The sequence below is a fragment of the Comamonas sp. JUb58 genome, from assembly GCF_004364775.1.
Taxonomy (GTDB): domain Bacteria; phylum Pseudomonadota; class Gammaproteobacteria; order Burkholderiales; family Burkholderiaceae_C; genus Comamonas.
In genome coordinates this window covers 44,683-63,008 of the sequence record NZ_SOAL01000027.1, presented here as the reverse complement: position 1 = coordinate 63,008, position 18,326 = coordinate 44,683, and the positions used below count along the sequence as shown (strand labels likewise).

Sequence of the window (18,326 nt, the reverse complement as noted above, 5' to 3'; positions counted from 1 at the left end):
CCAAATCGCCGGTAGCCGCTGCCCAAGCGGCTAAACTGCAAGGCTTGAATGGGGGATCAAAGCATGATGGATGGATTGGTATCCGGGCGCATACTGGGCCAGCCGGTCGAGCGCATCAGTAAAACCGGCAAGCCGTATGCACTGGCCAAGGTGCGCGCCAACGCGGGCGCGGGCGAGGGCGAGATGCTGATTGTCAATGTCATCGCTTTTGACGATGCCCCGGTGGCGGCGCTGTTGGGCCTGGGCGATGGCGACAGCATCTGCCTGTCGGGCAGCCTGACCCCCAAGGTCTGGGTGGACCGCGATGGCGTGACCCGCCCCAGTGTCGACATGGTCGCCCACCAGGTGCTGACCGCCTATGCCGTGGCCCGCAAGCGTGGCGTGGCCGGCGATGCGGACTTTGACCCTGCCGCCTGATTCCGCCCGGGTGGCGGGCTGGCACGTACAATCTGGCGCAGCATGACTCCATCTTCTCCCGCATCTTCCCCAGCTGCTTCGCGCGGCCTGTTCATCAGCTTTGAAGGCATTGACGGCGCTGGCAAATCCTCGCATATCCAGGGCCTGCACGATGCCTTCTTGGCCGCCGGCCGCCAGGTGGTGAGCACGCGCGAGCCCGGTGGCACGCCGCTGGCCGAGAAGCTGCGCGCGCTGTTCCTGCAGGAGCCCATGGATGCACTGACCGAGGCCTTGCTGGTGTTTGCCGGCCGGCGTGACCACCTGCAGCAGGTGATTGAGCCGGCGCTGGCCCGGGGCGATGTGGTGCTCTGCGACCGCTTTACCGATGCCACCTTTGCCTACCAGGGCGCAGGCCGTGGTTTTGACCTCCAGGTGCTGTCGGTGCTGGAGCGCATGGTGCAGGCCCGGCCCGAGTTGGGCGAGGGCGCGCTGCGCCAGCCTGACCTGACCATCTGGTTTGACCTGCCCACCGAGGTGGCCGCCGAGCGCCTGGCAGGCGCGCGTGCCCCTGACCGTTTTGAGGCCGAACCCCAACAGTTTTTTGCCCGCGTGGCCGCCGGTTATGCCGAGCGCGCGCTGGCGCAACCCGAGCGATTTGCGCGCATCGATTCGCACCAGCCCAAGCCGGCGGTGTGGCAGGCGGTGCGCCAGGCCGTGGCGACCCAGGGCTGGCTGCCGGCCAGTAAGGTGGAGGGCTGATATGGCTACCGCCAAGAATGCCGCAGCGGCCGAGCCCGTATCTACTGCACCGGCGCCCAGCGCGCCCTGGATTGCCCAGCAGCGCGAGCAGCTGCTGGCCCAGCGTGGCCATGCCTGGCTGCTGCAAGGCCCCTCGGGCCTGGGCCAGTTCTCGCTGGCCATGGGCCTGGTGCGGGCCTGGCTCTGCGATGCGCCCACGCCCCAGGGCGCCTGCGGCCATTGCGCCAGCTGCCATGCGATCGATGTGCATGCCCACACGGACCTGTGCGTGCTGATGCCCGAAACCGAGATGCTGGCACTGGGCTGGCCGCTGCCGGAAAAGGCCCAGGCCGATATCGACGACAAGAAACGCAAGCCCAGCCAGGAAATCCGCGTCGATGCGATGCGCGATGCAGTGGAGTTCACCCAGCGCACCTCGGGCCGGGGCAAGGGCAAGGCGGTCTTGGTGTTTCCGGCGGAAAAGATGAATGCCGTCACCGCCAATGCGCTGCTGAAAACCCTGGAGGAGCCGCCAGGCGATGCCCGCTTTGTGCTGGCGACCGAGGCCGCGCACCAGCTGCTGCCCACCATCCGCAGCCGCTGCCTGGCCCATACCATGCAGTGGCCCGATACCGCAACGGCCCGCAGTTGGCTGGTGGCGCAGGATGTGCCGGCCGACCAGGTCGATGCACTGCTGCAGGCCGCAGGGGGCCGCCCTGAGGACGCGCTGGCGCAGATGCATGCCGGGCGCTCGCCCCAGGTCTGGAAGAAATTGCCCAAGGACCTGGCCAATGGCCAGCCCGGCGCCTTGTCCGGCCTGTCGGCGCCCGAGGTGGTCGATGCGCTGCAGAAGCTTTGCCATGATTTGCTGATGCTGCGTGTGGGGGCTACGCCACGGTTTTTTGAGGCCGCCGATCTGCCCGCGCCCCCGGCGTTGGCGGTGCTGGCGCGCTGGAGCAAGGCACTGACGCAGTCGATGCGCACGGCATCGCACCCCTTCAACCAGGGGCTGATGCTGGAGGCCTTGGTGGCACAGGCTGCCAGCGTGCTGCAATCGCGCCGCTGAGCGGGGCCTGGCCAGCGGTGTAACAGCCGCGCTTTCTGGCCTTTGTTTGCGCCCGCATGTGGAATGGGTTCGCAAAATTTGGTTATCCTTGCAATCTATGAACAGTCCCACCCCTGCCACGGCCACCGCCAGCGCGCGCCCCAGTGTGCTGCAACTGGCCATCAAGGAAAAAGCCGCGCTGTATGCCGCCTACATCCCCTTGTTCAAGGAAGGCGGCATCTTTGTCCCCACACCCAAGGACTATGCGCTGGGCGACGATGTCTACCTGTTGCTGACCTTGCCCCAGGACCCGCAGCGTTACCCCATCGCCGGCAAGGTGGGCTGGGTGACCCCGGCAGGCGCCAGTGGCAACCGCACCCAGGGCATTGGCGTGCGCTTTCCCAAAGACCCGAAAACCGATGAATTGCGTTACAAGATTGAACAGATCTTGGGCACGGCCTTGCAGGCCGATCGCGCAACGCAAACCATCTAAGCGCCAAATTTGGACCCTGTCCCACCCGCATTTCTTAGCCGGGCTGACAGGGTTTTACGGTGACAGCCACCGGCCGTGGCGCCGGAGCGCGGACAATGGCAGCAGTTCTTTGTATTTGGACTGCGGCGCTTTGATCGTCTGCAGCGTTGACGATTGATGTTCACCGACTCCCACTGCCACCTCAATTTTCCCGAGCTCGCCCAGGACCTGCCCGCCATCCGCGCCAAGATGGACGAGGCCCGGGTGACCCGCGCGCTGTGCATCAGCTGCACGATGGAAGAGTTTCCCGATGTGCATGCGCTGGCGATGCGCTATGACAACTTCTGGTGCAGCGTCGGCGTACACCCCGATACCGAAGGGCTGACCGAGCCCAGCGTGCAGGACCTGGTGGAGCGCGCGGCGCTGCCCCGTGTGGTGGCAATCGGCGAGACCGGCCTGGATTATTACGGCATGGAAGACCGCAAGGGCGGCCGCACCATTGCCGATCTGGAATGGCAGCGCGAGCGCTTTCGCACCCATATCCGCGCGGCCCAGCAGGTGCGCAAGCCCCTGGTGATCCACACCCGCAGTGCCTCGGAAGACACCTTGCGCCTGCTGCGCGAAGAGGGCGAGACTGGCGGCGCTGATGCTGCAGGCGGTGTGTTCCACTGCTTCACCGAGAGCATGGAAGTAGCCCGCGCCGCGCTGGACCTGGGCTTCTACATCTCGTTCTCCGGCATCATCACCTTCAAAAAGGCCCAGGATCTGCGCGATGTCGCAGCCTTTGTGCCCGAGGACCGCCTGCTGATCGAGACCGACAGCCCGTATCTGGCGCCGGTGCCTTTCCGTGGCAAGACCAATACACCCGCCTATGTGCCGCATGTGGCTGCGCAGATTGCCGAAGTGCGGGGCATCAGTGTGGAAGCGGTGGCCGAGGCCACCAACCGCAATTTCGACCGATTGTTCAGCGGAGTGCTGTCATGAAGCTCAAGCCTGGTTCCCTGTCTCCGCTGCGTGCCGCCTGCGCCGCTGCCTTGTGGCTGGCCTGCGCGGCTGCGCAAGCGGGCTCGTACGACGATTTCTTCACCCGCATCATTCGCGACGATGCCAAGGGCATCGAGGCGCTGGTGCAGCGTGGCTTTGACCCTAACACCGCGAGCGAAAAAGGCGAGACGGGTTTGACCCAGGCTTTCAAGCTTGATTCCTACCGCGCCGCCAAGGGCATGATTGCGCTGCCGACCACCAATGTGAATCTGGCCAATGCCAAGGGCGAGACACCGCTGATGATGGCCGCCATCAAGGGCCAGGTCGATCTGGCCAAGGCCTTGATTGCCCGGGGTGCCGATGTGAACCGCGAGGGCTGGACGCCGCTGCACTATGCCGTCTCCGCCCCCAGCGAAGACGGCTCGGACCTGCAAATGGTGGCGCTGCTGCTGGAGCACCATGCCTATATCGATGCCGCATCGCCCAATGGCACCACCCCCTTGATGATGGCCGCCCAGTACGGCACACGCAGCGCCGTGCAACTGCTGATCAAAGAGGGCGCGGACCCCAAGCTGAAGAACCAGCAAGGCCTGACGGCCAGCGACTTTGCCACCCGTGCCGACCGCTCGGAAGTGGTGACCTGGCTGACCCAGGCCGGCGCCGCAGCGCCAGGCGCGGCTGCAAGTACAGGCACAGGCGCTGCTGCAGGCAGCAACGCCGCGCCCAAGCCGCAACCAGGCGCCTATGTGCCGCAAAAGCCCGCGTTTCCGCAGGACGGCCGGCGCAAGATCCAGAGCAACTGGTAAGGCCGCGGGCGGAGCCGCCCGCGCCGTGTTGGCACCCGCTGTGGGCAGGGGCTTGACATTCACACCATGGCAACCTTTAGAGTGGCTGCCATGGATAGAAAAACAACCGCCATGACTGCCCAAACCAGCCCATCCGCCACCCCGCTGCTGCAACTGCCGATTGAGGGCATGACCTGTGCCTCCTGCGTGGGCCGGGTCGAGCGTGCGCTGCAGGCTGTGCCCGGCGTGCAAAGCGCCCACGTCAACCTGGCTACTGAGCAGGCCAGCCTGCAACTGGGCAACGAGGCCCCTGCCGCCCAGGTGCTGGAGCAGGCGCTGGCAGCAGTCCACAAAGCTGGCTACAAGGTGCCTGCGCAGGCGCTGGAGCTGGAAGTTGAAGGCATGACCTGCGCCTCTTGCGTGGGCCGGGTGGAGCGGGCCTTGAAGGCCGTGCCGGGTGTGCAGACCGCCGCCGTGAACCTGGCCACCGAGCGTGCGACGGTGCAGTTGACGGCAGGCGTGCCCGCCGAGCAACTGCTGGCCGCCGTGGCCAAGGCCGGCTATACCGCCCGCAGCCTGCCGCAGGCGGCCGAAGCCAGCGAGGCGGCCGATACCCATGATGCCCAAACCCAGCGCCAACAGCAGGCGCAGCAAGGCCTGCTGCGTGATCTGTGGCTGGCGGCCTTGCTGGCCGCGCCGGTCTTTGTGCTGGAGATGGGCGGCCATATGCTGCCCGGCTTTCACCACTGGGTGGGCCAATGGCTGCCCCAGCAGAGCAACTGGCTGCTGCAGTGGGTGCTGACCAGCCTGGTGCTGGCCGGCCCGGGCCGGCGCTTTTACCGTCTGGGCCTGCCTGCGCTCTTGCGTGCGGCGCCGGATATGAACTCCCTGGTGGCAGTGGGCACCTTGTCGGCCTATCTTTATTCGCTGGTGGCCACCTTTGCGCCCGGCGTTTTGCCTGCGGGCACCGTGCATGTCTATTTCGAGGCGGCGGCAGTGATCGTGGTGCTGATTCTGCTGGGCCGCTGGATGGAGGCGCGCGCCAAGGGCAACACCTCGGCGGCGATCAAGCGCCTGGTGCAGCTGCAAGCCAAGACGGCCTGGGTGCTGCGCGATGGCGATTGGCAATCACTGGCCATTGATGCGGTGCAGCCCGGCGATAGCGTGCAGGTGCGCCCAGGTGAGCGCATTCCGGTTGATGGCCGGGTGACCGATGGCGAGAGCTATGTCGATGAATCGATGATCAGCGGTGAGCCGGTGCCCGTGCACAAGACCCCTGGGGCCCAGGTGGTGGGCGGCACCATCAACCAAAAGGGCGCCTTGACCCTGGAAGCCACCGAGGTGGGCGGCAACACCGTGCTGGCGCAGATCATCCGCATGGTCGAGCAGGCCCAGGGCGGCAAGCTGCCGATCCAGGCCGTCGTGGACAAGGTGACCATGTGGTTTGTGCCTGCGGTGATGGCTGCTGCCGTGCTGACCTTTGTGCTCTGGCTGCTGCTGGGCCCATCGCCCGCGCTGAGCCTGGCCCTCGTCAATGCGGTGGCGGTGCTGATCATTGCCTGCCCTTGTGCAATGGGACTGGCCACCCCCACCTCGATCATGGTGGCCACCGGCCGCGCGGCCCAGCTGGGCGTGCTGTTCCGCAAGGGCGAAGCGTTGCAGCTGCTGAAAGACGCCCAGGTGGTGGCCGTGGACAAGACCGGCACCCTGACCGAAGGCCGGCCTGCGCTGACCGACCTGGTGCTGGCCCCTGGCTTTGAACGCGCTGCCGTGCTGGCGGCGGTGGCAGCCGTCGAGAGCCAGTCCGAGCACCCGATTGCCCAGGCCATTGTGCAGGCCGCCCAGGCCGAGGGCCTGCAGATACCGCCGCTGTCCGCCTTTGAATCGGTGACCGGTTTTGGCGTACGTGCCCACGTGGGTAGCGCGCGGGTGGAGGTGGGCGCAGACCGCATGATGCGGCAGCTGGGCGCCGATGTGGTGGTGTTTGCGGACGAGGCGGCCCGCCTGGGAGCCGAGGGCAAGACGCCGCTGTATGCCGCCATCGATGGCCATCTGGCGGCCATGATCGCCGTGGCCGACCCCATCAAGCCCACGACCCGTGCCGCCATTGAGGGCCTGCATGCGATGGGGCTGAAAGTGGCGATGATCACCGGCGACAACCGCCGCACCGGCGAAGCCATTGCCCAGCAGTTGGGCATTGACGAGGTGGTGGCCGAAGTGCTGCCCGATGGCAAGGTTGAGGCCGTCAAGCGCCTGCGGGCCGCCCATGGCGCGCTGGCCTATGTGGGCGATGGCATCAACGATGCGCCCGCACTGGCCGAGGCCGATGTCGGCATTGCCGTGGGCTCGGGCACCGATATCGCCATCGAGTCGGCCGATGTGGTGCTGATGGGCGGCGACCTGCGCGGTGTCGTGACCGCCATCGGGCTGTCACGCGCCGCCATGCGCAATATCCACCAGAACCTGTTCTGGGCCTTTGCCTACAACGTGGCGCTGATCCCGGTGGCTGCGGGCCTGCTGTACCCCATCAATGGCACTCTGCTGTCGCCAGTGTTCGCGGCGGGGGCGATGGCGCTGTCGAGCGTGTTTGTGCTGGCCAATGCCTTGCGGCTGCGCCGTTTTAGCGTCTAGACAAGGCTGCTAGATACGAAAAAGCCCCGCAGGCACCAGCCTGCGGGGCTCTTGTTCAAGCGGAAGGCTTAAACCTGGTCGGCCGACAGACCTGCGGTCTGGCTGAAGCCACCGTCCACATAGGTGATCTCAGCGGTCACGCCCGAAGCCAGATCGCTCAGCAGGAAGGCGGCGACATTGCCCACGTCTTCGATGGTCACATTGCGGCGCAGTGGCGAAGCGTCGGCCACGCGGCCCAGCAGCTTGCCGAAGTCCTTGATGCCCGAGGCGGCCAGGGTCTTGATCGGGCCGGCGGAGATGCCGTTGGCGCGGATCGCGCGGCCGTCTTCGGTGCGGCCCACGGCTTCAGCCAGGTAGCGCACGGAGGCTTCCAGCGATGCCTTGGCCAGGCCCATGGTGTTGTAGTTGGGGATGGAGCGCAGCGCGCCCAGGTAGGACAGGGTCAGCAGGGACGACTTGTCGTTCAGGTAGGGCAGGGCGGCCTTGGCCAGTGCGGGGAAGCTGTAGGCGCTGATGTCATGCGCAATGCGGAAACCTTCGCGCGACAGGCCATCCAGGAAGTTGCCGGCAATCGCTTCGCGCGGTGCAAAGCCGATGGAATGCACAAAGCCGTCGAACTTGCCCCAGGTGGCGGCCAGGTCGGCAAACATCTTCTCGATCTGGGCGTCATCGGCCACATCGCAGTCGAACACCAGCTTGGAGTCAAACTCGGCAGCAAATTCGCTGATACGGTCCTTGAAGCGTTCACCCACGTAGCTGAAAGCCAGCTCGGCGCCTTGCTGGTGGCAGGCCTTGGCGATGCCGTAGGCGATGGAGCGGTTGGACAGCACGCCCGTGATCAGCAGTTTCTTGCCGGTCAGAAATCCCATTGGTTTATCCATTTTCTCGAAAAATCTATAATTTTCAACAACTTATTCATATTCTAGCATGAAAAGTTTGCTACCAGCCTTGCTGCCAAAAATTACACTTTGAATTATATCACAATTTATTACTTGAGTTTTTCTATAGGAGATGTAAAGTGAGTCTCATTTACAAACGCATATTGACGGCCGTGCACACAAATACTTATATGTGACTGCACTTAAATTTATCGTGCCAAATTCTCAAGTGCGGTCTAATTCACTGTAATTCATATATTTGTATAAAATCAATACGGGCAACTCAATGAAAAAAAAATCTATTTCGTTTTGGATATTTGTATCCTTCATTGCAATAGTAATTTCTATACTTCTTTTCACATTTTTTGCTCTTTGGTGGAATATGGAGAGAAAGGTTTCTAGAGAAGAAGCGCAAGAATGCATTTCAATGTCTTCCAAAGACATGGAACTGGATATCCTTAAAAATATAAAGTATAAAAAACTAAATGACTTTTATACCACTTACAACTTAGATAATTATAGCGTAGTCAATTTATCTAAAATTAACGATCCTAATCTACCCCGAGTAAATTGGGCATTTGATTTGAAATCGAAAGGAGTAAATTACTATCTACATGGCATGATTGATTGTTCAAGATGGAGGACTGAATATAGTGTAATTAGATAACCAGGTTTTTTAAGATTCTATTTAGTGAATGCGATTTCAACACAAGGAGCTTTAAAGTGACATTGTCAAAGCGTAATTTTTTAATGCAAGGAAGTCTAGTCCCTCTAACGTTGATAGGAAGTGCAAAAGCTGACCCGACATTGCCAGAAGTTGTTGTTGAAGCTCCACAGCCGTTTTTTGATGTTGATCCATCCACCGATTTTTTCATCATGCATCCTAGGTCACCGATGCATAGTGATCAAATGAAGAGAATGCTGTATACCCAAAATCAGATTGATAGCGGGAAATATTTCGAAAATTGGGCTTTATCATGTTTAAGAAAAGATAATGAGGCTGTTTTAAAAGAAATTACCAATGGCGCAGCCATTTTGGTAAATGTAAATAAAGGGACTGGAAGCCCCGAAGTTATGAGTACAAACGAAGCTACGCTTCAAACTATTATTGTATCGGCATCTCCTACGTTTGCCCAGCAGCTGACTGGCTTGATCGCGGGAGTCATGCAGCGAACCCCATTTCTTCCATTTGCTGGAATATGGCTTTATGCCAGTGGCGTGGGGGCGGAAGCGGGTACCGTAGTTCTAGACATCAGAAATCTAGGAATAAACCCCAAGCTACAACATATTGGTCCGCCTAATAACACACTCTCTGCATTCATAGAGAACAATAAAGCAATCGCGGGTGATTATGAATATCACTCCGGACAATTTGGCTATGATACAGCTAATGATGGATTTAAGCCTCGCTTTATAATAGGAAATGTTTCTGCGCTGGTTGATGGTACATTATCGGTGAGTAATGATGGATCTTGGAGTTTTAGAGGTGAGATAGGGTTTTTTAATGATATTTATGACGGAGGGGGATCAAGTTCCCACAGAAACGACGTCGATAATGCAATGACAAATATTTTGGATAGGATTCCAGGTTCGCAGTATGAGATTGAAATTAAAGGTAGGCAACCCTTTACTATAAATGGTAAGTAAAGATGCTTTAATTTAATTCATTTGGTCTAAATAGGATTTGGCGATAGCGTCAGTTCTTCATAATGCGCATGGTTAGGGCTAATCGCTGAATTGAAATTATAATTCCTTATATTAGAAAGAAGCTCTCTATATTTGACCGCTCATATCCGATTCAGGGTATGTGAGCGGTTTTTTCGATGTGCCAGCTCGCTGATAAAGCATCAAAGATCTGGAATTAACGTAGATTAAATTTCCTGGTCGAGTGCTACGAAAAATGCCGATGGCTGGAGCTTTAATGCTCTAATGATCTTGAAGATGTTGATAAGAGCTAGGTTGTGCTCGCCTCGCTCTATCCCTCCCATGTAGCTCCTGTCTATCCCACACACATCACCAAAGGCCTCTTGGGAATAGCCCAATGCCTTCCTATGCTTCCTCACAGCTTGACCGAATGCTATGAGTTCTGGAGCACGAACCTTCTTAGTGTCTTGATTTTTTACCATGCCCCATGGTCATGGAGTGTTGTATAAAACTCCACGGTATATGATTTCACGGGATATAGTTACCTTTTGGCGCTATCATCAGGTAGCTGGTTGCCTCATTGGGGCTAGCTAAAGACCTCTTTAACTTCTAAGTCCTTGATAAATCATGAATAAAAAATCAACTACCATTTTTACCGTTGCTCTTTTTCTGTTGGCTGGCTGCTCAGACGGTCCTGGCAAAAAGGATGTTGTGAATGTGTACGGCAACAACTTAGACAAAATTCAAGGCATTGAAAGAATTGCAGACAGAAACATTGAATTTAAATTGCTAGGTGTTGAGGATGTTGATTGCAAGAAGGATGGAGAAATCTTCTATATCTGTTCAGCAACAGCCAAGATTGAGGTTACGGGTTCAAGGAATACAAACAACAATAAAACAGTTGAAGAAAAGTTCAAGCTGAAGTTGAAAAATCACGAGGGTAAATGGGTCAATTCTAATTCTGATTGGAATTAATTAAATTTCTTGAAGTTGCCCATATGCATAGTCGTAAAGAACTACAAACTACTTCTATTACTGCTCTCAATAGAGTAAAAGCCATTTTTTGGATATTTGTTTTTTCTCCAGTTGTATTCTTTGTGGTATTTGGCCCTTTAAGTGCTGAATTCGTTGGGAAAGCCTATGCAGCATGGGTGGTCGGCAACATCATAATTATTGGTTGTAGGCTAATAGCAAGGGGACTAAATGAACACTCTCCGTTTTTGGAGTACATGGAGAACAGAATCCGTGGAGTCTCTGGAGCAGTTGCATATAGTCACAGACTAGGAGTGATTACATGGGGTGACCATATGGTATGGAATGTGATTGCAGCAGCCGTTCTAGTAGGAAATATTTTTCTCATTCCCAGTTTGCTAACAGTTCCTGTTATGTATATCTATATGAAGGTATTGAATAGGAAAATTTCAAAATTAAATGAGTATTTTGAGGCGGACCCAGAAACTGAAGATTCAGCCATTCCCTCTATGCTTATACCTAAGATAGTTTTCTATTGTGTTGCTATTGCTGTTGTGATAGCTCTTGCGCTGGGTGTCATCCTGTTAGCTTTCGTTTGGTACAGAAAAGTAATTGCATAAAAAACAAAAATTAGCTTGCATGAAATTCAGACTTGAGCAAGAATTAGTTGTCAATTAATTTTTAGGAGTTCTGATGGCTACTTCACTGAGCGACATTCAAGCAAAAATTGCAGCTCTGCAAGAACAAGAGGCAAAACTCATTGAGTCTGAAAAAGATGAGGTAATTCAACAGCTTAAGGAAAAAATTTCAGCTTACAAAATCACCTTTGAAGAGTTGGGGTTTGTTGCTCCCGTTGTCTATGTTGCTCCTAAAAACAAGGCAGAAAAGAAGGAGCCAGCAGAGGCAAAATATCGTGACCCTGCTACGGGTGCAACTTGGTCAGGAGGCCGAGGCAAGAGGCCTGCATGGGTGGCGAGCTTGGTAGAGCAATGGGAAAAGAATGGCAAGAAGTATGAAGATGAAATTCAAAATTATTTGATAAATAAGTAATGCATTTGAAATTACAAAGCCCCTATCAAGGGGCTTTTTTTCGTCTGCATATCTCATCCTATCTTAATCCTTGAATTTTGCTTCTCTTTGTCGTGCTTTTCTTTGTATGCTTGTTCTGTTTGTTTAGCCCTTAAAACTGCGATTTTTTGTTGAAGTTCTGCAAGTTTTAAAGGGTCTTTAACTCCTGCCATTTTTGACAATAAGGAGGCTATTTGACTATCAAAGGAACTTAAAGAACTGCTTGATTGATGAGTTGAATTTACAGAAATATTTGATAATTTATTTTTGAAATTATCAAAATTTAGAGACGGTTTAGGTGTCGGAGCTAGTTCGCTTCGCTCCTGCAAATTGGGGGGCAAGCTCTCGCCTTTTGCCTCTAAGGAGGGCATAGAGGGGGCTACATTCGTTTTTATGGGCTGGCTGGTAGTGTTGTAGCTTGAAGGCTGTTTATGTTCGCTAGAACATGACAAACGGGATTTTATGCCTTCATTTTTGATAAACGAACGGCTGTTTTTTCTTCTTGTATTTTCAAACCTTGGTTTTTTGGGTGATTGGTATCTTTTTAAATTGAATGTACTTCGTTCGGCTTTCAATTTTTCTAATTTGTTTGTATTTATAGCTCTATCTAGTCTACTCAATTCTGTGTTTTGAAAAGTGTTCAATAGTTTATTATAGTCTGTTTCAGGTTTAAAGATTTCTCCTTGAAATCTCATAGATTTTTCTTTGTCTGCAAATTTTACAGATATGTAATCTTGTCCTGCTCTTGTGACTTTGTGGCCATTAGTATTTAAATAATTGATTAAATCAGCTCTATTTTTAATCTTTCCATCTTTTGCCATTTGTTTAATTTTCTTTGAAAATTGAGGCTTCCTTGTTTTTTTCTCAAATGCTTCAAAAGATGAACTAAAACCGTCGCTGGTTACTTGTTTATACCCCGATTTGTCATTTTGTAGAACTTGCCAGGACTTCATTAAATCCATGTTTTTAGCACCAGGTGGAAAAGCATTAAATGCCTGGCCTTTGCTAGTTTGTTTGGGTATTAAAAAGTGTAATTCGGTGTTGCCTTTTTCTCTGTGTAAAACCCAAAGTATAGGTACATCATCATTAGACATATTTGGCAAAAAGGTTTTTTGAAAATCGTCGCACATTTCTTTTATTTGTTCATAGCTGGGTTTTTCGTTATGTCTATAAGCAACAACTCCCGAAGTATATTTATTCTCTCGGTGGTTTTGGTCAATTAAAAAGGCTGTTGAATGTCTGCAACCTTGAAATATAGCGGGCTTTATGGCTCGTTCTTTTCCTTCTGAGTCTTTGCCTAAAAGGTAATTTATTGGGCCTTTGGAGGGGCCTTTTCCTACATTTTTGAAGATTTTTATAATCATCTATTGCCTCTTTTTGTTAGCCTTCTTAATTCTTGCAAGACCTCTTTTAAATCTTGTATGTCTTGTTTAGTTGCTGAGTGAGAATTCAATTTGTAGGCGATTTGATTAACATTAGTACCGATTTTTTGAATCTGATTGAGCATAGAAACCGTTAAATACATATTTTCATTATTTATATATTTCTTTGCTTGATGTTTGGTTAGTGCTGTATCTCGTAGATATTTGGCTATTGATTTTTTTTGTTCAATTGCTTTTTTTTCTATTTCTTTAAATTCTTCTTCGCTTGCTCTTATGTGTATTTGCTTCGTTCTTACATATTGACAAGTATCAGTTCTATCACTTCTGCCAGACTTAATTTTCAATCTTTTTTCTTGCATTTTGTTCCTTAAAATTTCAATATTTTTGTTTTTTGTTTTGGAATTGATTTTTTAATCTCTTGCTCTAAATATTCTTTGTCTCTCAAATTTTTAATAAATACAAAGCAAGAGAAAGCGAACTCTAATTTATCTTTATATTCATCATCTAGAAAATTTATTCCGTCTTTTTCAAAGTCTTTTAATTCTGCTTTTTCTTCAATAGTGAATGCAACTAAATTAATTAACTTATAAAGTTTAACTGTTTCATTTTTCCATTTGATAGGCTTCCAGCTGAACGATTGAACATCTTTTAAATCTTCTTCTTTTAAATACTTGCTAGCAGATTCTGATGATAAACAGGCACCTTTATAAGATGAATTTTTAATATAGTTTATTATGTCTTGTTCTTCTATACTAAATTTTATTGTCATAATTAACCTTGTTGTTTTTATTTTTGGGGCATGGGGGAACCCCATATATAACACTAGGACAAAATTTATTTTGTGTCGCTAGTGAGTTACCTCGTTTATTCTTCGAATAAACTTCGCTTAACCTGCCTAAATCGTATTTAGATTGGTATTAATCACCTTTATACCTGTCTATATTTTTAAGTTTTTCTTGTTTTAAAAGTCTTTGTTTATGGTCATAGATTCTTTGTTGTCTTTTAATTTCTCTATTGAAATTATCATCAATCTCTTGTCTCTTATCAATTCCTGATGTTGAGTTAATGATGTGTGCTATAAGCTTTGCGAATATCCAAAAAATAATAAATGTTACTGATAAAGAATAAAACATTCCATAAATTTCCATATCGTTGGGCTTGCTGCTTGTGAATAAACTTTTAATTATTTGCCATATCATTTTTTAACTCCTTTGAGTTGTTCAGCTTCTCTAAGTCTCGCTTGTATTTCTGCATTGCTAAAAATTGTATTAAAAGTTTTCTCAATTCTCCAAACAATAGCTGTAAAGACACCTGAAAAAATTAGGGCTAGAATTAAGAATGCATAAGCATTTAAAAAATCAAGTATTTCGTTCATAATTATATTTTTCCTTTTTTGATTTCGTGTTTTTTGTGATTAAGCAAAATAACAATATCTGCTCTTAATCTTTTGAAAAAATGCATAAGTTGCCTTTCTTCCTCTTCTTCTTTGTGATTTAAAATATCTTTCTTTTTTAATTCGTAAAGTCTGTTAAATTTGTCTGCTAAATTTTCTTTCATATATAACCTTTTTTAAGTTGTTATATTATTTAAGATACACAAAATAAAACACAAGTCAAATTTATATTTGATGTTTGGTCTTGACAAAGGAAATTTAATTGAATATTATTTAATTAGATTAGTGCAATGCTGATTGTATTATTCATATCTTTAAGAAAAAATTCTGGTGTGGTAGCCAGAACAAGAAAAGCCCCGAAAGGGGCTTTATTGTTTTTGACTTTTAATTTATTTCTGATAAATTAAAAATAACCGAATTCTTAGATTATGAATGAAATAGAAAACTATACAAAACAAAACCCTTTATGGCATTTAGAAATAGAAGGCGATGATTTAAATAATCATCCGTTACCTGTTGTTGTTGAGACTGTGGAGGCTTGGAAGTTCTTTCCTGATGTTCATAAAGCCCAGATGGACTGGACTATTAAAAACATATTTAAAGGTGATGTAGAGGCTTTCCGTAAGTCTGTGCCTATGTTTGTCAAGCTCTGGAAGTTTGAGCATTGGAAGAAGTTAAACACAGTTGTGACTTCTAAAAATGATAAGAATGCAAGAAAATTGAGCAAAGAAAAAAAAGAATTATTGTTATGGTCTGCTCAGCTTTTGAAATTTATAGGAAGAAATGGGGCTAAACAATTGCCATTTTCTTTATTGAATATATATAAAGAGCAACAGAAAAAACAAGAGGAATTTATAAAAAGCCATCGATTAATTGGAAAAAATGGCAGATTTTTTAAACTTAATTCAATTAAAGAAACTAGAAGACATAGAAGAGCACAGAATTATAGAATTTCTAAAACTTTGGAAGATATAGCATTTGATAAAACTTTTACTTTTTCATTTATAACTTTATCTTTGCCTGGCTACATGCATTGCAATCCAAAAAACGGAAATTGCACTTATAGAGGGGCTAAGCCTGGCGAGGCTGTTGCCATGATAAATAATTATTGGGAATTGATTCGGGCTAATTTAGCAAAAGCAGGCTTAAAGGTTGGAGCTGATTTCTTTGGTATCAAAGTTAATGAGGTTATGCTTGACTCAACATTACATATGCATATTATGCTATATCACAGTTATAGAGATAATAATGTAATACATCAAATAATAAGAGATGTTGAAACAAGAGAAAGAATAAAAATAGCCGATTTTTTAGGTGTAAATGTACATAAAAAATTATTAGAGTGGGATATAAGGATTAACAATGGAAAGGCAACGGCTTCAACTTATTTATTTAAATATATTTCAAAAGAAATAAATAAAGATGATGATTTAAAGGTTGAAGCTTGCAGAAGTTTTTATTCAATTAGAGGTTTTAGTTTTTTTGGTGTTGAAAATTGCCTCGGTAAATTTAATCACCTTTGCAGTAATTGCAAGGCTTATGAAAAAGCTTTGACAAAAGATTTGTATAACATTTTTGATACTCGTAATTTTTACGAATTTTTGAAAAATCATTCTCATAAATTTGAAAATTATTCAATTGATAATAAATTTATTGGTGTAATTTATCGAGAAAACTCTCAAACTGTTTTAATTGAGAAAAAGCAGTATTGCTTATTGGAATATCAATCAATACAACAGGAAGATTGTTTTAATGTAAGGCATTCAAAGGATTATTTAAATCAAATTATTTTGAATGTTGAATTTAATAAAAGGCATTCTGGTAATTCTTTCGAGCTTGTAAAATCTAGATGTGAAGTTAATGAAGCTATTGTTCAAAAATTCTTTGAAGAAGAGACGAAGAGGGGTTTTGCTGTCATTTTAAAAAATGGCGAAATATTCGATAATTTTAATTATTTTGATTTATGCACAGATGAAGAAAACAAAGGCAATCAATACTTTAATGATGAAAATGCAAATAATATAATTTTCTATCAATGCTTAAATAATGGTAAATTAGATATTCTTTTAAATACAGTTATACTTATTCAGCATTATTCAAGTAAAAGCTCAGTAGATGAGCTTTTAAGAGTCACGGAGAACATCCGAAGACCGGAAAACCTGCAAAATACAGCTTAAAAAATTCCGTTTCTTAACTTTTCAATCTCTAATTTCTTTGATTTGTAATAGTCAATAAATTCACTTGCCTTGCAATTTCTCTTTCTTATTTCTATACTTCTTTCAGTGTTGTATAGCTTAATTATTTCATCCATTGTTAAGCCGTGTTTTAGCTCGTCTTCAATACAGCTAATTAAATCTGTATGGTATTTTAACAGTTCACTTTTGGAATAAAATAACTTGAATTCTAGTAATTCTATCTTTAAATCATCGGTTGTCTTTGAAAGTTTTATTTTTAATTGTCTAATCTCTTGAATAATTTCAATAATTCTTTTTATATCTGTTTTTGTAATTTCCATAAAAAAACCCTCCTATAACTAGTATAGAAGGGTTGAATTGTGAAAGCAAATTTAAAAAGATGTTCTTAATTTTCTATCAAAAGCTAATTTATAAATCTCTTGCATTGTCTCATTTACTTCGTTGTTTAATTTTTCCAAAGGTATTTTTTAGTGTATGTAGCTGTGTTTATTGAGGTAATTTCATGACCTATAAATTGACATCTATACTCTTCATTTACACCATTCATCATTAGCTCATTGTTGACAAATTTTCTAATGCTGTGCAATACGAGCTTTTTTCTTTTAACCCCTATTTTTTCTAAATGCCTCGTAAAATATCGACTTAAATTATTTGAAGTGATTGTAAAAACTTTTGATTTTTTGGAATTTATGTATTGTTCTAATTCTTCATAAAAATAGCTGTGTATAGGTATCTCTCTAATTCCTGCACTTGTTTTTGAGTCTGTTAATTTTAAGTAATTTATATCATTAATCTTCTTAAAATCGTCTTTTTTAACTGCTGTAATTTCGCTAGCTCTTAACCCTGTTGCTAGTGCTAAAACTAAACAATAGTAGTAGTCTGGTAGTTCTTTCTTTTTGTTTTTAAAGCTTTCACTTTTATAAAAACTCGTAATTTCTTCTTTTTCGAAAAATTCCCATCCATTTTTTAAATTCTCTTTTGCTGTAAGAATTTTCTTATTGGAAAATGGGTTTTTAAATCTGTAATAATTTTGTTTAATTGCAAAATTAAACAATATTGCAAGGTATTTTATTTTGCTGTCAATTGTTCTAGGATGAAGCTTTTTATCTGCTAAGTGATTTTGAAATAAAACAACTTCGCTTTCTTGAATTCTATTAATTGTGATGTTTTTCTTTTTTAGAAATTTAGAAAAATCATCAACGGCTCTTTGATAAAGTAATTTTGTGCTTAGGGTCAAATGACTCTTAATCTTAAAATAGTTGTCTACTAACTCATTAAGAGTTAAGCCCAATAAATCATCTTCTTTTTGTTCTATTGGTGTCATCTGTGGAGAGCTAGACATTGCTTTAAGCTCTTTCAAAGCTTTAAGTGCCTCCATTGCTCTTTGATGTTCCTCGGGTGTGTCTGCTTCTATCACACCTCTCTCAACATTGAGCTTGTACTCTTTGCCTTGTGCTGTGAGCACCTGAGGGAAGTCTTTAAGGGTCGGCTTTTGGGTCATAACTGCAACACTGTTGAGCAACTGGATTGCTCTAAGTATCGCTAGCTTTTTGTAGCCTGTGCCCAGTGACTTCTTGAACTGTCGGCCTCCTACTCTCGTGTGCAAGTAGTAAGAGCCACCTCTGAGATAGATGGGGAGGGCTAACATTGTTACCTCTTTTGCTACCAGGTACTTTTTTAAAACCTGTGTAAGCCGTTGTTTTTAAAGTGAAAACTTCAAAAACAACTGAACCCATTGTTCTT

At 47.4% G+C, this 18,326-nt stretch carries 23 protein-coding genes; 12 read left to right on the top strand and 11 right to left on the bottom strand.

The window, feature by feature from the left end; translation table 11 throughout:
• The first annotated feature begins 63 nt into the window (after positions 1–63).
• The 7 genes from EDF71_RS22830 to EDF71_RS22800 all read left to right on the top strand — a co-directional run bounded on the left by EDF71_RS22830 (position 64) and on the right by EDF71_RS22800 (position 7,051).
• Complete coding sequence (locus EDF71_RS22830; RefSeq protein ID WP_133858829.1) at positions 64–417, top strand: single-stranded DNA-binding protein; 354 nt, start codon at positions 64–66, stop codon at positions 415–417.
• Between the two features lie 42 nt (positions 418–459).
• A complete protein-coding gene (gene tmk, locus EDF71_RS22825) occupies positions 460–1,155 on the top strand; it encodes a dTMP kinase (protein WP_133858828.1) in 696 nt (231 codons plus the stop codon).
• Between the two features lies 1 nt (position 1,156).
• Positions 1,157–2,200 carry a DNA polymerase III subunit delta' gene (locus EDF71_RS22820; RefSeq protein WP_133858827.1) on the top strand — a complete coding sequence of 348 codons (1,044 nt, stop codon included), beginning with the start codon at positions 1,157–1,159 and terminating at the stop codon, positions 2,198–2,200.
• 97 nt (positions 2,201–2,297) lie between these two features.
• Positions 2,298–2,672, top strand: a complete 375-nt coding sequence (locus tag EDF71_RS22815; protein WP_133858826.1) for a PilZ domain-containing protein — start codon at positions 2,298–2,300, stop codon at positions 2,670–2,672.
• Positions 2,673–2,828: 156 nt separating this feature from the next.
• A complete protein-coding gene (locus EDF71_RS22810; RefSeq protein WP_133858825.1) occupies positions 2,829–3,635 on the top strand; it encodes a TatD family hydrolase in 807 nt (268 codons plus the stop codon).
• Entirely contained in the window at positions 3,632–4,441 is an 810-nt protein-coding gene (locus EDF71_RS22805; RefSeq protein WP_133858824.1) for an ankyrin repeat domain-containing protein, read from the top strand. Before EDF71_RS22810 ends, EDF71_RS22805 begins: the two co-directional genes overlap by 4 nt.
• Before the next feature lie 111 nt (positions 4,442–4,552).
• Positions 4,553–7,051: a heavy metal translocating P-type ATPase gene (locus tag EDF71_RS22800; RefSeq protein WP_133858823.1), complete on the top strand. Its 2,499-nt coding sequence runs from the start codon at positions 4,553–4,555 to the stop codon at positions 7,049–7,051.
• A gap of 68 nt (positions 7,052–7,119) precedes the next feature.
• On the opposite strand, the gene fabI is transcribed toward EDF71_RS22800, so the two are convergent.
• Positions 7,120–7,920 (bottom strand): enoyl-ACP reductase FabI, encoded by an 801-nt coding sequence (gene fabI / locus EDF71_RS22795; RefSeq protein WP_021027875.1) that lies wholly within the window; start codon positions 7,918–7,920, stop codon positions 7,120–7,122.
• Positions 7,921–8,154: 234 nt separating this feature from the next.
• Positions 8,155–8,373: a hypothetical protein gene (locus EDF71_RS22790; protein ID WP_133858822.1), complete on the bottom strand. Its 219-nt coding sequence runs from the start codon at positions 8,371–8,373 to the stop codon at positions 8,155–8,157.
• 279 nt (positions 8,374–8,652) lie between these two features.
• Here EDF71_RS22790 and EDF71_RS22785 point away from each other — a divergent pair, with 279 nt between their 5' ends.
• The gene (locus tag EDF71_RS22785) at positions 8,653–9,576 is read left to right on the top strand and encodes a lipid II-degrading bacteriocin (RefSeq protein ID WP_133858821.1); all 924 of its coding nucleotides are present in this window, start codon (positions 8,653–8,655) and stop codon (positions 9,574–9,576) included.
• Between the two features lie 224 nt (positions 9,577–9,800).
• On the opposite strand, the gene EDF71_RS22780 is transcribed toward EDF71_RS22785, so the two are convergent.
• Positions 9,801–10,055: a helix-turn-helix transcriptional regulator gene (locus tag EDF71_RS22780; RefSeq protein ID WP_133858820.1), complete on the bottom strand. Its 255-nt coding sequence runs from the start codon at positions 10,053–10,055 to the stop codon at positions 9,801–9,803.
• Positions 10,056–10,200: 145 nt separating this feature from the next.
• On the opposite strand from EDF71_RS22780, the gene EDF71_RS22775 reads away from it, so the two are divergent.
• The 3 genes from EDF71_RS22775 to EDF71_RS22765 all read left to right on the top strand — a co-directional run bounded on the left by EDF71_RS22775 (position 10,201) and on the right by EDF71_RS22765 (position 11,595).
• Positions 10,201–10,548: a hypothetical protein gene (locus EDF71_RS22775; protein WP_133858819.1), complete on the top strand. Its 348-nt coding sequence runs from the start codon at positions 10,201–10,203 to the stop codon at positions 10,546–10,548.
• 23 nt (positions 10,549–10,571) lie between these two features.
• Positions 10,572–11,165, top strand: a complete 594-nt coding sequence (locus EDF71_RS22770) for a hypothetical protein (RefSeq protein ID WP_133858818.1) — start codon at positions 10,572–10,574, stop codon at positions 11,163–11,165.
• A gap of 73 nt (positions 11,166–11,238) precedes the next feature.
• Positions 11,239–11,595, top strand: coding sequence for an H-NS histone family protein (locus tag EDF71_RS22765; RefSeq protein WP_133858817.1), 357 nt, complete (start codon positions 11,239–11,241; stop codon positions 11,593–11,595).
• A gap of 53 nt (positions 11,596–11,648) precedes the next feature.
• Here EDF71_RS22765 and EDF71_RS22760 read toward each other — a convergent pair whose 3' ends face one another.
• From EDF71_RS22760 to EDF71_RS22735, 6 genes are all read right to left on the bottom strand, one after another.
• A complete protein-coding gene (locus tag EDF71_RS22760; protein ID WP_133858816.1) occupies positions 11,649–12,977 on the bottom strand; it encodes a relaxase/mobilization nuclease domain-containing protein in 1,329 nt (442 codons plus the stop codon).
• Positions 12,974–13,354 carry a plasmid mobilization relaxosome protein MobC gene (gene mobC, locus EDF71_RS22755; protein ID WP_133858815.1) on the bottom strand — a complete coding sequence of 127 codons (381 nt, stop codon included), beginning with the start codon at positions 13,352–13,354 and terminating at the stop codon, positions 12,974–12,976. Before mobC ends, EDF71_RS22760 begins: the two co-directional genes overlap by 4 nt.
• An 8-nt stretch (positions 13,355–13,362) precedes the next feature.
• Entirely contained in the window at positions 13,363–13,764 is a 402-nt protein-coding gene (locus EDF71_RS22750; RefSeq protein ID WP_133858814.1) for a hypothetical protein, read from the bottom strand.
• A gap of 148 nt (positions 13,765–13,912) precedes the next feature.
• Entirely contained in the window at positions 13,913–14,194 is a 282-nt protein-coding gene (locus EDF71_RS22745; protein WP_133858813.1) for a hypothetical protein, read from the bottom strand.
• Complete coding sequence (locus EDF71_RS22740) at positions 14,191–14,370, bottom strand: hypothetical protein (RefSeq protein ID WP_133858812.1); 180 nt, start codon at positions 14,368–14,370, stop codon at positions 14,191–14,193. The genes EDF71_RS22745 and EDF71_RS22740 overlap by 4 nt, the downstream gene beginning before the upstream one ends.
• 2 nt (positions 14,371–14,372) lie before the next feature.
• Positions 14,373–14,552 (bottom strand): hypothetical protein, encoded by a 180-nt coding sequence (locus EDF71_RS22735; RefSeq protein WP_133858811.1) that lies wholly within the window; start codon positions 14,550–14,552, stop codon positions 14,373–14,375.
• Positions 14,553–14,816: 264 nt separating this feature from the next.
• Here EDF71_RS22735 and EDF71_RS22730 point away from each other — a divergent pair, with 264 nt between their 5' ends.
• A complete protein-coding gene (locus EDF71_RS22730) occupies positions 14,817–16,565 on the top strand; it encodes a replication endonuclease (RefSeq protein ID WP_133858810.1) in 1,749 nt (582 codons plus the stop codon).
• On the opposite strand, the gene EDF71_RS22725 is transcribed toward EDF71_RS22730, so the two are convergent.
• The gene (locus tag EDF71_RS22725; protein ID WP_133858809.1) at positions 16,562–16,903 is read right to left on the bottom strand and encodes a hypothetical protein; all 342 of its coding nucleotides are present in this window, start codon (positions 16,901–16,903) and stop codon (positions 16,562–16,564) included. The genes EDF71_RS22730 and EDF71_RS22725 overlap by 4 nt on opposite strands.
• Positions 16,904–17,028: 125 nt before the next feature.
• Positions 17,029–18,231, bottom strand: coding sequence for a tyrosine-type recombinase/integrase (locus EDF71_RS22720; RefSeq protein ID WP_133858808.1), 1,203 nt, complete (start codon positions 18,229–18,231; stop codon positions 17,029–17,031).
• Between the last annotated feature and the right edge of the window lie 95 nt (positions 18,232–18,326).

Coding starts and splice junctions, on each gene's coding strand:
- EDF71_RS22725 (WP_133858809.1), bottom strand. CDS start 16,903: ATGGAAATTACAAAAACAGATATAAAAAGAATTATTGAAATTATTCAA.
- EDF71_RS22750 (WP_133858814.1), bottom strand. CDS start 13,764: ATGACAATAAAATTTAGTATAGAAGAACAAGACATAATAAACTATATT.
- EDF71_RS22780 (WP_133858820.1), bottom strand. CDS start 10,055: ATGGTAAAAAATCAAGACACTAAGAAGGTTCGTGCTCCAGAACTCATA.
- EDF71_RS22810 (WP_133858825.1), top strand. CDS start 2,829: ATGTTCACCGACTCCCACTGCCACCTCAATTTTCCCGAGCTCGCCCAG.
- EDF71_RS22745 (WP_133858813.1), bottom strand. CDS start 14,194: ATGATATGGCAAATAATTAAAAGTTTATTCACAAGCAGCAAGCCCAAC.
- EDF71_RS22720 (WP_133858808.1), bottom strand. CDS start 18,231: ATGTTAGCCCTCCCCATCTATCTCAGAGGTGGCTCTTACTACTTGCAC.
- tmk (WP_133858828.1), top strand. CDS start 460: ATGACTCCATCTTCTCCCGCATCTTCCCCAGCTGCTTCGCGCGGCCTG.
- EDF71_RS22805 (WP_133858824.1), top strand. CDS start 3,632: ATGAAGCTCAAGCCTGGTTCCCTGTCTCCGCTGCGTGCCGCCTGCGCC.
- EDF71_RS22830 (WP_133858829.1), top strand. CDS start 64: ATGATGGATGGATTGGTATCCGGGCGCATACTGGGCCAGCCGGTCGAG.
- EDF71_RS22740 (WP_133858812.1), bottom strand. CDS start 14,370: ATGAACGAAATACTTGATTTTTTAAATGCTTATGCATTCTTAATTCTA.
- mobC (WP_133858815.1), bottom strand. CDS start 13,354: ATGCAAGAAAAAAGATTGAAAATTAAGTCTGGCAGAAGTGATAGAACT.
- EDF71_RS22770 (WP_133858818.1), top strand. CDS start 10,572: ATGCATAGTCGTAAAGAACTACAAACTACTTCTATTACTGCTCTCAAT.
- EDF71_RS22760 (WP_133858816.1), bottom strand. CDS start 12,977: ATGATTATAAAAATCTTCAAAAATGTAGGAAAAGGCCCCTCCAAAGGC.
- EDF71_RS22735 (WP_133858811.1), bottom strand. CDS start 14,552: ATGAAAGAAAATTTAGCAGACAAATTTAACAGACTTTACGAATTAAAA.
- fabI (WP_021027875.1), bottom strand. CDS start 7,920: ATGGGATTTCTGACCGGCAAGAAACTGCTGATCACGGGCGTGCTGTCC.
- EDF71_RS22765 (WP_133858817.1), top strand. CDS start 11,239: ATGGCTACTTCACTGAGCGACATTCAAGCAAAAATTGCAGCTCTGCAA.
- EDF71_RS22790 (WP_133858822.1), bottom strand. CDS start 8,373: ATGTCTTTGGAAGACATTGAAATGCATTCTTGCGCTTCTTCTCTAGAA.
- EDF71_RS22800 (WP_133858823.1), top strand. CDS start 4,553: ATGACTGCCCAAACCAGCCCATCCGCCACCCCGCTGCTGCAACTGCCG.
- EDF71_RS22775 (WP_133858819.1), top strand. CDS start 10,201: ATGAATAAAAAATCAACTACCATTTTTACCGTTGCTCTTTTTCTGTTG.
- EDF71_RS22820 (WP_133858827.1), top strand. CDS start 1,157: ATGGCTACCGCCAAGAATGCCGCAGCGGCCGAGCCCGTATCTACTGCA.
- EDF71_RS22730 (WP_133858810.1), top strand. CDS start 14,817: ATGAATGAAATAGAAAACTATACAAAACAAAACCCTTTATGGCATTTA.
- EDF71_RS22815 (WP_133858826.1), top strand. CDS start 2,298: ATGAACAGTCCCACCCCTGCCACGGCCACCGCCAGCGCGCGCCCCAGT.